A 12927-nucleotide genomic window follows, 5' to 3' on the forward strand; every position below is an offset into this window, starting at 1 on the left:
AGATTTGTGCGCGATTTCCTAAAATTAGTGCCTACTTTCAAGACTGAAAGCGCTGTAACATACGTGTTGGTGGTAAGTCATTGATGGAAAGGAGGCGGAAACATGGATAAGGCAACTACCAGTACAGCGCCAGTTCATCCCAAGGCACGGAAAAATCGGAACACCGTATGGGGTCATATCTGGGACAACCGCGTGTTCTTCTTATTTGTTGCTCCAGGCACACTCTTCCTGATCGTTTTCTTCTATGTACCAGTACTCGCAAACATCGTTGCGTTCAAGGACTTTCATTACAGCGACGGCGGTTTCATTGCCAGTCTGATGCAAAGTAAATGGTCTGGATTCGACAACTTCAAGTTCTTCTTTATGTCGTCGGACTTCTGGATTGTGGTGCGGAACACCGTCGGGTACAACTTAACATTCCTGCTCCTGAACTTCTTCTTTGCAATCTTCTTTGCGGTCATCATGAGTCAATTGCGTAACCGCAGACTGTTGAAGGCGTATCAGACCAGCATGTTGTTCCCTTATTTCCTGTCATGGGCAATCCTGGCGTACTTCGTTTATGCCTTCCTCAGCCCAGATAAAGGGGTCTTGAACTCCATTATCAAGGCTGTCGGCGGACAACCGATTGACTGGTATAACGATCCCACATGGTGGCCGCTCATCCTGATTCTGCTTGGTGTATGGAAAGGGATAGGCTACAACAGTATTTTGTACTTCGCGACGATCATGGGGATTGACCCGGCGTATTACGACGCCGCAATGATCGATGGGGCCAACAAGTGGCAGCAAATCAAACACATTGTTTTGCCGCATATCTTGCCTGTCGCGACATTGATGTTGATCCTCAATATCGGGGGTATCTTCCGCAGCGACTTCGGACTGTTCTACCTGGTACCGAAACAATCGCCGACATTAATTAATATCTCGCAAACGTTCGACACATATATTTATCGAGCTTTAGCGCAGACGAACGATATCGGCATGGCGACGGCGGCTGGGTTGATTCAATCAGTTGTTGGGTTGCTGTTGTTACTCACGGCAAACTGGATCGTACGGCACGCAGAACCAGAATCAGCACTATTTTAGAAAGGGGCGGCCATTTTGCGAAAAAAGAAACCTATTACTGCGGTGGATATCCGCAGCTTCAGCGCTGGGGCCAACCTATTCTTTAATATTTTTCTGGCGTTGTTTGCAATCAGCTGTTTGATTCCGTTTTTCTTCATCATCATCATTTCCCTGACGAAGGAAAGCGATTTGACCATTTACGGGTATCAGTTTTGGCCTAAGAATTGGTCGGCTGCGAGTTATATCTACCTGAAACAATTCGGCGCACAAGTGGTACAGTCACTATTCGTTTCGATCTTCATCACTGTTGTGGGGACCATCATGAACACCCTGTTTTCCGCCACTTATGCTTACGCGATTTCCCGGAAAGACTTCCGCTATCGCAAATTCTTCACGATTTTTGCTCTTATTTCCATGTTATTCGCACCCGGGATGGTCCCGACCTACTTGATCGTGACCCAAGGATTAGGGCTGCAGGATAACATCTGGGCACTGATTTTGCCCATGGCCTTCGGCGTGTATAACGTCTTGATCATGCGCACGTTCTATCAGACTCAGGTGCCGGATGCCATTATCGAATCCGCCCGGATCGACGGGGCTGGCGAGCTCTTAATTTTCCGTAAGATCGTGGTGCCGTTAGCGGTACCGGGGATTGCGACGATCAGTTTGTTCACTGCCCTGGGTTATTGGAACGACTGGATGAACGCCCTGTTGTATATCAACAACGACAAGCTCGTACCATTACAGTACTTGCTGGTCCGGATTCAAAACAACATGGATGCGTTGGTACAAAACGCTGGACAAAGTGCCAATCTTGGTGCGGCAGCAGCGCAAATTCCGACTGAAGGTACCCGGATGGCGATGGTTGTGATTGCCACCCTGCCAATTGCTCTAACCTATCCGTTCTTCCAGAAGTATTTCGTCAAGGGCATGACCATCGGTGGTGTCAAAGGTTAGTTGAGTGTGTTGGTTTCAGTTTTAGTTGGTTTTAAGTAAACGGGCAACATGCCCCAGGCCTCTCGCGCTAAGTCAATCCCAGTGCAAAATCCTAAGTACGGGATTTTGACTGGTCTTGCCTTAGCGGTCGAGGCCTGAACGGGCCATGCTGCCCTCTCAGAGGGGAGAATTTTTTACCATGAAAAAATGGCGTAATGTAGCAATTGCAGCCATGGCCACAGGCGCCATGCTGACATTGGCCGCTTGCGGCAGCTCCAGCAAGAGCGGTAGCGGTAGCAGCGACAAGACCACGATCAGCATGTATATGCCGGGTGACAAGAACAAGAACTACGATGAAGTCATGAAGTCCGTGAACAAAGAAATCCAGAAGAAATATCCGAAGATTCAACTGGAAATTAAGTTTATCGGTTGGGGCGACTATGGTCAGAAGTATTCTGTTATGGTCACTTCTGGGGATTCTTATGACTTGGCATTCGTTCAAAACTATCCGACCAACGCCCAAAAGGGTGCTTATGCGGATATGACGGATTACTTGAAGAACGGTGTGGCTAAGAAAGCTTACGAGTCTGTTGATCCCGCTTATTGGAAGGGCTTAACGATTAAGGATAAGATTTATGCCTTCCCGATCAACGCCAACGTCTTTGCGCAAAACGCATTGGCTTTCAATCCGACATTCATCAAGAAATACAACTTAGACATCAGCAAAGTTAACTCGTACGCCGACGCGACTCCGCTGCTTGAAAAGGTGAAGAAGAGCGAACCAAGCGTTGCCGGTTTCGCCATTGGTAAGGACTTCAAGGTTTCTGATCAAGCCTTAGAATATCCGGTCACCAATAACTATCCAATCGTTGTCGATTCCAGCGGTAAGGATACCAAGGTGCACAATCTGTATGATTTGCCAGAAACGCAAAAGAATTTGGAAACATTGCACGAATGGTACAAGAAGGGTCTGCTGCCTAAGGACGCGGCCACTTCTACCACCACGTACAACTTGCAAGACGACACTTGGTTCATGCGTCAAGAAACCACTGGACCGATGGATTATGGCAACACTGCATTGAAGAATGCTTCCAACGGTAAAGATATTCAGATTCGGCCAATCACTGATCCGTATAAGAGTGAAGCCCAAGCCCAAGTTGCTTTGTGGGGTATTTCCAAGTCTTCTAAGCACAAGAAGGAAGCCATGGAAGTATTGAGCGAACTGAACACGAATCCGAAGGTCCTGAACACATTGGTTTGGGGTCTTGAAGGGAAACAATGGAACTTCACGGATAAGAAGGACGGCAAGATCAAGACCACGAAGGATTACAAGCCTGGTTACTTCATGGGTGCTTGGATGATGGGGAACAACAGCATTCTCTACACGCAAGACTCCATCACCGATGCTCAAATTGCCAAACGCGATAGCAGCATCAAGGATGCCAAGGAATCTGCTATGCTGGGCTTCCTGCCGGATACTTCGAGCTACAAGACTGAATTGTCCAATATCTCGAACGTATACAGCAAGTATGGTCCGATCCTCGATACCGGTACTGCTGATCCGATTCCGACCATCAAGAAGATGGACGCTGAATTGAAGACAGCGGGTATGGATAAAGTATTAGCCGCAATTCAGAAACAGTATGATGCTTTCTTAGCTGCTAAGAAGTAATCATCACTGGATGAATGACAATGAGGGGAGAAGCTGACCAAGGGCTTCTCCCCTCGTTATGTTTCAAGCCTAAGTCAGCGTTTTGCTGGAAACCCGGGTACAATAGAAAATGGGAAAGAAGGAAACACAATGTTAGGAAAGATGAGCCAAAGTGTCTTTATCAAGATTTACGTTCTCATCCTGCTGGATCTGATGTTTTGGGGATTCACGTTATTGGGCGGGATTGTCCTGGGTGTCGGGCCAGCGCTGCGCACAATTACGGAATTGTATTTAGACAGTCAAAGCGATTACCAAAACGTTAACCCCAAACGCGGGTGGCACTATTTCAAACAATACTTCTGGGCCGCCAACAAACAGTTTTACGGTTTCGCCGTGGTCGAGGCAGTATTGTTATACAACTTGTCTTTATCCACCCAACTGCGGGGGTTGTGGGTATTCGTGATTCAGTTCATTCTGATTTTTGCTGCTTTAGCCAACATCGTTTTGGCCGGGGACACTTTATTACTAGTGAGCCGGTTCGCGGTGGAGACCAAGAATGCAATCAAATTGGCATTTGGTCAGTTCTTTGACAATTTCACCAAGTTTTTACTCACTGTTCTTGGGCTGGTCGCCATCGGGGTTGCTTCTTACATGTGGCCGGGGCTGCTGATTTTCCTGACCATTGGCACTGTGGTGATGTGGTTTAACCATTGTGGTAAAAACTGGTATGCCAAGATTGATAAGATGTTAGCCACAAGCTAAACCGCTTGGGTTGCAGGGAAGGGGGCTGTTTTCGTGAATGTGAGTTTTCGCCGCTTGGTGCGGGTTTATATTGCCATTTTGGCAGTCACCACCGTATTGGTGACGACGATGGCCGCCTTCTTCCAAATCCGCGGATTCAACACCACATTGCAGCAGAATCGCAATCTAGTCATGAGCCGGGTGGCGGACACGGTGGATCGGTATCAAAACATCACCACCGATTTCGCCAGTCAGCTCACGACTTCTAGCGCCGATGTGGCGAACGTCGACATGTTCTTTCATCATTCTTTGGCGGATTATGCGAATTATGCCATTGATCAAAGTCAGTCCACCGGCCAGTATTTCTTCCTGCCCAATGAGGCGCAAACAGTGATGATCCGGAATCCAGAAATCCAGACGATGCGGATTCAACTGCAGAATTCGGAGCTGACGTACTTGGTCACCACCGAAAACAAGGGCGGTGATCTGCGCAAAGAAAAACACGATATTAGCGGTTTGACGATGACGGCGGCATTGATCAATCCATTGACCTTGGCCAGTACGGGGACCTTGTCCTTTACTTTTAATCCGCAGATTATTAAACAGGACTTACGCCAAATCCATGTCAACGACCATGTGCAGGCACTAGTGATCAGTGATACCAATCGGTTGTTGCTGCACTATGTGGATCGCTCGGTGACCCATAGTGAAAGCCAAACAATTGCCCAAGCCGTCAGTAAGGGGCAAATTGATGATCTGGTTCGTTCTGGCAAATATATGACGCTGACGGAGCCGATATCCGGCGGGTACACGCTGTATGTCCTGGTGAATCGATCGGCGCACATGAATCAGCTGGTGTCTATTGTCTTTCCCATTGTGGCAGTGGGACTGTTGTTGTTGCTGCTGTTTGTCACGTCATTTCTCTTGACCTTCCGGCGGTACCAGGCGCAATTGCGGAATATGATTAAGAAGATGCACCAGATCGGCTCTGGAGATTTAGGCGAACGCCTGTCCGGCAACGGCAGTGATGACGATCTGAATGTGTTGGCCAATGGGGTCAACGATATGCTGGTCGCCATTAATCGCTATGTGTATGAGATTTACCAGTTGAAAATTGCTCAACAAGAGGCCCATATGAAGGCACTGCAAGCCCAGATTAACCCCCATTTCATGTACAACACGCTGGAGTACATCCGGATGGCGGCACTGGATGCTGGGGAACGGGATTTGGCCCAGGTGGTCTTCAGCTTTGCTAGTCTGTTGCGCAACAACACGGATCAACGACCCATTGCAACGCTCGGGGACGAATTGAAGTTTGTAGAAAAGTATATCTATCTGTATCAGGTCCGCTTTCCCCAGCGCCTGGCCTATCAAATTACGATTGATTCCGGACTGACTAAACTGGTTTTGCCGCGCTTTTCGTTACAACCGCTGGTCGAAAACTACTTCGTGCACGGCGTGGATTTTGCCCGGGAGGATAATGCCATTGCCATTGTCGCCAAACAAGTCGGTCAACGGGTGCAAATTGACGTTGTCAACAACGGCAAGTCGTTGACGGACAAAGAATTGGAACAAATCAACCAGCGGGTCGTCGCGCCAATTTCCGGTGAACCGGATTCGATTGGGTTGCAAAATGTATACGCCCGGCTGGTGCAATACTTGGGGGATAGTGTGTCTTTAACACTGCACCGGAATGAGTACAATGGCATTACGACCACTGTGGCATTCCGGGTGTCAAACGGGAGGAGTGGCGAAGAAAATGATACCAACCATCCTGGTGGATGATGAATATATGATTTTGCGGGGCTTACAAAAACTGATCGACTGGCAGGAGCTGGGGTTTGACATCGTCAGTACCTTTCAAGATCCTAATCAGGCCTTGCAGTTTGTTCGGCAGCCGCAGCCGCAATTACTGATTACGGACATGAACATGCCGGAGATTGATGGACCGGACTTCATTGCTCAGGTGCGTTCAGCCCAACCGGATATTGCCATCATTGTGCTATCCGGTTATGGGGACTTTGAATACGTCCGGGCGGGTTTGCAAAATGGGGCGTTGGATTATTTGCGTAAACCGGTCGATCCAGATGAGCTCACGGCGGCGTTAACGAAAGCCCGCAAGGAACTAAGCGGCGTGGCCAAACGGCGGGAAGAATCCGCCTTGGCGCAACAACAACAATTGCAGCACGTCCTGGTGACGGCCACGGGTTATCAAAATACGGAAATCATGCAGGATTTGGGTCTGCAATCTCCGGATGAACATGTCGAATTGCGAGTGGTGGCCATTCTCAATCCAGACCGCAAGTTGTTAGAGGCTTTTTTGGCCCGGTCACCAGCTGTGGTTGGGTACTTTTGGGAGCAGCAGGATGCTATCTTGTTGTTATCCGGCACCTGGCCGAATGTCCGTCATTGGCTGAGCACCATGCCGGCGGGGATTGGTCCGACCCGGCGACCGGTGGTGATTTCGCCGCCGGTAATGGCCCCGGCCGAGTTGCACCGACAATACACTGCGGTGCTCCATGCGGGTCAGATTGCTTATTTCTATCAGGCTGCCGATGGGCTGGTGGTCATTCCGCAAACCGCGGCGGCACCGCCCAAATTGCCGATTCCCGCATTGGACTGGGTGGCGGATCAATTGGCGACGATGGACTTAAATCAAATGGAAGACGAGATGCTGACGCTGTATGAACAGATCACCAAACAACAGGTATCCGTCGCCTACGCTCGCCAGTTGGGGCTGGTCTTCCTCATGGCTCTGAACAGCCGTACCCACCACGCGCTGCCCCATTATGAAGAATATGTCAGTCAAATTAATAACGCGGACACGGTATCTGGTTTGACCAAGACATTGGGAGCGGCGATCCTCACCGCCAAAACCGTGCAGAACACCAACTATTCCGCTAGCGTGCAGCAGGTCGTGGATATTATTCAGCACCACTATCATGAGCCGGTGCAGATTACCGATATTGCAGATGAGCTGCATTTGAACGCTGTCTATTTAGGTCAGCTTTTTAAGAAGGAAACTGGCCAGACTTTTTCCCAGTATTTAGCCGATTGGCGCATTAACCGAGCCAAGTCCTTGCTGCGGCAAGGTGGTTTGGATATTGGTTTGATCGCGGAAGAAGTGGGGTACCAGAATAACGGGTATTTTTATAAGGTGTTTAAGAAGCAGGTTGGCGTGTCGCCGCGGGTGTATCGCGAGCAGGAGCGACAGATTAAGGCATGAATCCATAATGTCGGCCAGAACTCATAATTGAGTTTTGGCCTTTTTATATGGCTATTTGCGCACATGCTCATATCTGCATTCATGACCGTTTTTCTTGCTGTAGCATGGACCGAGTAACTTACTAAATGGAGATCTTTGATTGTGACGGAAAAAACAGATATGGCGAGTGCTCACCGGCGCTTGCACAGTCCCAACAAGAAAACGCAAGCCCGGGCATTGGCCCTAATTAAGGCGTATAAATGGAACAGGGCGCAGCAGCGGTATGCGCTTGAGAATGGGAAAAATCAGAAATAATAGGAATCGCACGAGAGAGACGATCCTGCATTAATTAAGCGGTTTATTCAGATTGAAATTAAGGGGGTACTGCTGTATTCTGAATTCAACATACCGATGACAAAAAAGTGATTACTCGGTATGGTTTTGCCGAGTGCTGCTTTTTTGTCGGGATTATCCATCGATCATGATTTCTGGTTGGTTGGATAGTATGTTGAATAGGAGAAAAACAGATGATCAAACAACTTTTTAAATACGGCCGCGCCGGCCGGAGCGGGGCAATCCAGCAAATGGTGGATGAGTGGCTGCTGCTGGTGCTGCCGGTGGCGGCTGGTGGGATCGTCTTGTCCTGGTGGACGGCTCGCGGCTTGAATTGGTGGGGCGCGGTTGTGCTTGGTGGGTTCGTACTGGTTTATGCCATCTACTTTCTCACGCCAGGCGCACGCCAACGGATCCAGCAATGGACCGTTTTGGCTAAACGCGAGATTCGCCGTGATTATTTGCGGGGATTATTTACCCCGAGCCTGACGGATTCCCAGGAATTAACCAGCAATAAGGTGATTCAGCGGGATCTGGCCGGAATTGGCCGCTTGGACAGTTTTTACGGCGTCTTTCTACCGGCGATCTGCGCCAGCGGCTTTTCCTTTCTCCTTTTGATTGGCCTCGCCATCGCCTGGCACAGCTGGCTGTGGCTGTTGCCTATTCTTTGCTTCCTGTTGATGGGAGTGGGGATGATGTGCTTGCAAAAAATCAGTCCTAATATCAACCGGCAATACTTACAGGGTTTCCTGCGGTTGGGCGGTCCTTTTTTAGATGATTTAGGCGGTATGAACACGCTGGTGATGTATGGTGCCCAGAAGCGTTACGGACAATCCTTCGCCGAGGACGCTGAATTTTTCCGAGGCAAAACCATGGCTTTGCTGAAATATCAGTTGCAGTCGCTGTTTATTCTCAACGGTCTGGTCTTTGCGACCATGGGTGCTGGGGCGTTTGTTCTTTATCCGGCCGTCGCTAACGGTGGCCTGTCCATTGTTCAGGCCGGCGTGTTATGGCTGCTGCTGGCTCAATTATTAGTCGCAGAGCGGCAGTTGGGGTATTTCTTCCATATTGTGATGTCCACCCGGCCAGCACTGAAGAATATCTTTCGGGTTATTGCGGCCGGTGGAGAGGTACCGCAATCGGCTTATACAGCCGTGACTGCACCTGTGCACACCGTGACTTTTGCCCAAGCTGGTTTTGGTTATCCCGACGGTCAGCCTTTGTGGCAAGACGTTTCCTTCGTTTTGCAGCCGGGCCAGCTTTACGGTCTCGTGGGAGAAAATGGCACGGGGAAAAGCACCCTGGCTCGAATTTTACGGGGTGAACTAGCACCTACCGCGGGACAGGTGCAGTTTAATCAAACCGATATCGATCAGCTGACCACCGCCGATTTTCTCCAGCATGTGGGTTACCTCAATGACCATCCCTATTTATTCTCTGGGACGATTGCCGAGAATATTAGCCTCGGGGTGAGGAATCAAACAGATTGGTGGCAAAAAGTGCGGCAACTGGGGCTGTGTGCATTCGTGGAGACTCTCCCGGAGGGGCTAGCCACCCCCATTGGTGAAAACGGGCGGTTCCTTTCCCCGGGGCAGCGGCAGCAAATTGCCTTTGCCCGTTTGGTATTGATGAATAAACATATCTATATTTTCGATGAAGCCACGGCCAATATTGATGCTGACAATGTCCAAGTGATGATGACTGTGATGAAAAGGCTGAGCGAATCGATAATTGTACTGTGCATCACTCATGAATGGCGGTCCATTGAAGCCTTGGCGGTTATTCACTTCTTGACCAATCAGCACATCACCACGGGGGCCGCACCTGTGCTGTATCAAGACAATGCCGGTTTCAAACGGTTACTGGATACCCAAAAAGAAATGGAAGCGGCGGGATGATCAAACGAATGGTGGCGTATGTCCGCTATTTATTGCCCGTATTGATACTGAGTTGGCTGGCCGGGATGGTAGCCGAGTTGGGGCAAGTGTTTGTCGCCTGGCAAACCGGCCGCATTTTGATCAGTCCCAGCACCCAATTGCAAAGCCTTGCGTGGACCTTGGCCGCAGGCGTGATTCTGGCCGCATTGTGTGCCTTCGCGGAGCAATATGCCGGACATTATGTGGCCTTCAAAGTATTGGCTGATCTGCGTAATACGGTTTACGCCAAAGTGGAACGGCTGGCTCCGGCTGGCCTTTCTGCCAAGCGCTCTGGTGATTTATTAAAGGCAGTGGGCAGTGATATTGAGGCCATGGAAGTCTTTTATGCCCACACGTTAGTACCTATCGCCATTGGGATTGGCTTCACCATCATCCTTGCGGTGGGATACGCCCAAATTAGTCTGGCGGCGGCAGTGGTGATGCTGCTAGTGGCGGCAGTGATTGGCTTTGCCTTGCCGTTTTTTAAGTATCACCAGTTGGCCCAGGCCAATGCCCAATTAGCCACAGTGCAAGCCACCACCCAACAAGAAATGTTAGAAGCCGTGCGCGGGAGAGATGCCCTATTGCAGTTGGCTGCCGTGGATCAGCAAATGCAAACCGTGGATGATCAGTATCAAGAAGAAGCCCCTGCCCAGCAGAAAGTGGGATTGCTTAACTGGCAAAAGAACTGGCTGGCATGGGTCATTATTTTGGCTAGTTGGTTGCTGCTGGCCGCGTGGATCGGGGTACAAACGAATTTTTCCCGGACACTGGTGCCGTTACTGTTGGCTTTTCCCTTTTCCTTCCGACCGTTGCTGGCGCTCTCAAGTCTGCCAGATGCATTAAGTAAAGGATTAGGTGCCACCCGCCGCATTTTTGCACTATTGGACACGCCAGAACCGGTCACCAATACCGGAGAAGTTAAACTGGCGCGACCAATTGACGAAATCGCCGTGGACCACCTCACATTTGCCTATCCTGAGCGGTCCCAGACCATCCTGGAGGATGTCTCGTTAACACTGCATAGTGGTCAAATTGGCGGCATTATCGGCGAAAGCGGGGCGGGCAAGTCGACCCTGGTGAAGCTCCTGATGAAATGGTACCCGGCGCCCGTCGGCACCATTCGGATCAACGATTTGTCTATTACTGACATCCAGACTCAATCATTGTGGCAGCGGATCAACTACTTGCCCCAACAGGCCCAAATTTTCCACACCACTATCCAGCAAAACCTGACCCTAGGCGACACCGAGATTACAGACCCGGCCATCACCCGAGTCCTTGAACAGGTGAAATTGACCCACCGCATTGCCCAATTACCGCAGGGCCTGCAAACCATTATCGATCCCACTGCCCCAGCACTATCCGCTGGTGAACTACAACGCCTTGCCTTAGCCCGTGCCTTCCTGCACCCGTCATCCCTCCTGATCCTCGATGAACCCACCAGTAATCTCGATGTCTTAAACGAAAAAATCATCTTGACTAGTGTAAAACACTACTATTCCGGCATGGTCCTGATGATCACCCATCGATCAGAAACTCTAGGTGTCTGTGATGTGGTCTGGCGTTTACAAGACAGTCATCTGATAGTCGTGTCTGAAAGATAATCTGATTTGACAGCGCAGAACGATGGCTTAAAGTTAAATTTCGAATTGAATGGCCCACACCCCGGCAGCTCATCTTTAAGCTATTTTTATCATTTCGATTTTAGAAATCGGTTAATGATTGGTATAATACCTTAAGATACTATCGTAGGCGTTACCATCTGGGGATTGCCAGCGCGGATCATCATTGAGGGGGCTTGTCGACCGTGTACTTAATGCATCGCATTTATAACCAGACATCTGCCGCAGAACAAAAGCGGTTATTGGAAGAAGAAAACAAATTATCAACCGGATACGCAGCCTTTGTCATAGCAGGCGAAGGCGAGAACTTGATCCGTCACGCCCAGCAAATGACAAAGTCTGATTTTGCCGTTTATTTCCAAGGTTTAGGCCAACAAATGAACTTACCCTGGGCCACTGGTACCCGCAGCCACTGGCTGTATTATTTTCTGCAATTAGATGCGGGGGATGTCGTGGTGGTACCGGAGGGCCATCATTTCCATCTCTTTAAAGTCACCAATGGCCCGCAAGTCGAACCGGCCATTGCCCAGGCCCATGATATCGGCTTCGTGGTGACCGTGAAGCCTTTGGACATGGTGGTTCCCACCAAGCGCCAATTAGGACCGGCTTTGACATCCATTTTGAAATTTCGGGGGACTGACCTGAAACTGACCGGTCAATCGGTTACCGATGTCCAAGCTTTGCTCACGCCAAGCCAGGAAACCCAGGCAAGTGAACCAAGTCAAAAGGACATTGCACAGATGCAAGCAGCGTTACTGAAGATGCCCGAGAAACAATATCATCAGTTAATTGCCCACTATTTGACTCAATTAGGTGCCACCGAAATCATCTTTCCGGCGATCTCCCAGTTGCCCACCACAGACGAACCCAGTGCTGCGGCGGATGTCATTGCAGTTTTCCGTAAACTTGGCGCGGTGGTCTTCGTCCATGCCCAACAAGATGACGGTGTGGTCGACGAAGCTGGCATTCAGAAAATGGTGGCCTATCAATACACCACTTTCGAAAAATTCGACACCTTTGTCCCCATCAAATGGTTTGTCACCACCGGCCACCTCCCCGAAGAAGAGGACGAAGCAGTTGGCTATGTCCAAGAGAACCGCGTCCAAGTCCTCCAAAACACCGACCTCGCCGAACGCCTCGTGATTGCCGGGATTTCTCTCTGAAAAAGAGAGGACGAATAAGGTAGCACTGAAAACTTTGAATGTTCCCGGATCTAGTGCCAATGCGGAGCAAGCGAAGGTGGCAGGGGGCTCAGCTGTGGAAACAGTAATAAACTTGGCCCGGTCCTGGCCAAGTTTATATACTGTTAGGCGACTTTGAAACCGCGCACCTCAGCGGGTTCAAAGCGCCGTCACAGCTTGCTACGCCTGCGGCTTCGCACTTGCTGCGCTTCGCAGCCCCATTTCACCGCAGATTGCGCAGCATTGGCACGGCTGCCAAAGACCCAATTTCTGA

General features: G+C 49.9%; 10 protein-coding genes. All 10 read left to right on the forward strand.

Annotated elements, in window-relative coordinates; all coding sequences use genetic code 11:
- The first annotated feature begins 102 nt into the window (after nucleotides 1-102).
- The 10 genes from FD09_RS04335 to FD09_RS04375 all read left to right on the forward strand — a co-directional run bounded on the left by FD09_RS04335 (nucleotide 103) and on the right by FD09_RS04375 (nucleotide 12635).
- Nucleotides 103-1086, forward strand: a complete 984-nt coding sequence (locus tag FD09_RS04335; protein ID WP_057818706.1) for an ABC transporter permease — start codon at nucleotides 103-105, stop codon at nucleotides 1084-1086.
- 15 nt (nucleotides 1087-1101) lie between these two features.
- A complete protein-coding gene (locus tag FD09_RS04340) occupies nucleotides 1102-2022 on the forward strand; it encodes a carbohydrate ABC transporter permease (protein ID WP_057818708.1) in 921 nt (306 codons plus the stop codon).
- Nucleotides 2023-2200: 178 nt separating this feature from the next.
- The gene (locus tag FD09_RS04345) at nucleotides 2201-3673 is read left to right on the forward strand and encodes an ABC transporter substrate-binding protein (RefSeq protein WP_057818710.1); all 1473 of its coding nucleotides are present in this window, start codon (nucleotides 2201-2203) and stop codon (nucleotides 3671-3673) included.
- A 129-nt stretch (nucleotides 3674-3802) separates the two neighbouring features.
- On the forward strand, nucleotides 3803-4414 hold the full coding sequence (locus FD09_RS04350; protein ID WP_057818712.1) for a YesL family protein: 612 nt from the start codon (nucleotides 3803-3805) through the stop codon (nucleotides 4412-4414).
- A gap of 33 nt (nucleotides 4415-4447) precedes the next feature.
- Nucleotides 4448-6178, forward strand: a complete 1731-nt coding sequence (locus FD09_RS04355; protein WP_057818714.1) for a sensor histidine kinase — start codon at nucleotides 4448-4450, stop codon at nucleotides 6176-6178.
- Nucleotides 6153-7619 (forward strand): response regulator transcription factor, encoded by a 1467-nt coding sequence (locus FD09_RS04360; RefSeq protein WP_057818716.1) that lies wholly within the window; start codon nucleotides 6153-6155, stop codon nucleotides 7617-7619. Before FD09_RS04355 ends, FD09_RS04360 begins: the two co-directional genes overlap by 26 nt.
- Before the next feature lie 141 nt (nucleotides 7620-7760).
- Nucleotides 7761-7913 carry a putative metal homeostasis protein gene (locus tag FD09_RS16210; protein WP_157053679.1) on the forward strand — a complete coding sequence of 51 codons (153 nt, stop codon included), beginning with the start codon at nucleotides 7761-7763 and terminating at the stop codon, nucleotides 7911-7913.
- A 212-nt stretch (nucleotides 7914-8125) separates the two neighbouring features.
- Nucleotides 8126-9829 (forward strand): ATP-binding cassette domain-containing protein, encoded by a 1704-nt coding sequence (locus FD09_RS04365; protein ID WP_057818719.1) that lies wholly within the window; start codon nucleotides 8126-8128, stop codon nucleotides 9827-9829.
- Nucleotides 9826-11454: an amino acid ABC transporter ATP-binding/permease protein gene (locus FD09_RS04370; RefSeq protein ID WP_057818721.1), complete on the forward strand. Its 1629-nt coding sequence runs from the start codon at nucleotides 9826-9828 to the stop codon at nucleotides 11452-11454. The genes FD09_RS04365 and FD09_RS04370 overlap by 4 nt, the downstream gene beginning before the upstream one ends.
- A gap of 212 nt (nucleotides 11455-11666) precedes the next feature.
- Nucleotides 11667-12635, forward strand: a complete 969-nt coding sequence (locus FD09_RS04375; RefSeq protein WP_162261473.1) for a hypothetical protein — start codon at nucleotides 11667-11669, stop codon at nucleotides 12633-12635.
- Nucleotides 12636-12927 lie beyond the last annotated feature (292 nt).

Origin of the sequence: Schleiferilactobacillus perolens DSM 12744 (assembly GCF_001435585.1) — a bacterium.
GTDB lineage: Bacteria > Bacillota > Bacilli > Lactobacillales > Lactobacillaceae > Schleiferilactobacillus > Schleiferilactobacillus perolens.

Excerpts from the sequence above, each read along its gene's own strand:
- FD09_RS04370 (WP_057818721.1), top strand. The coding sequence starts at position 9,826 with ATGATCAAACGAATGGTGGCGTATGTCCGCTATTTATTGCCCGTATTG.
- FD09_RS04365 (WP_057818719.1), top strand. The coding sequence starts at position 8,126 with ATGATCAAACAACTTTTTAAATACGGCCGCGCCGGCCGGAGCGGGGCA.
- FD09_RS04350 (WP_057818712.1), top strand. The coding sequence starts at position 3,803 with ATGTTAGGAAAGATGAGCCAAAGTGTCTTTATCAAGATTTACGTTCTC.
- FD09_RS04360 (WP_057818716.1), top strand. The coding sequence starts at position 6,153 with ATGATACCAACCATCCTGGTGGATGATGAATATATGATTTTGCGGGGC.
- FD09_RS04335 (WP_057818706.1), top strand. The coding sequence starts at position 103 with ATGGATAAGGCAACTACCAGTACAGCGCCAGTTCATCCCAAGGCACGG.
- FD09_RS04375 (WP_162261473.1), top strand. The coding sequence starts at position 11,667 with ATGCATCGCATTTATAACCAGACATCTGCCGCAGAACAAAAGCGGTTA.
- FD09_RS04345 (WP_057818710.1), top strand. The coding sequence starts at position 2,201 with ATGAAAAAATGGCGTAATGTAGCAATTGCAGCCATGGCCACAGGCGCC.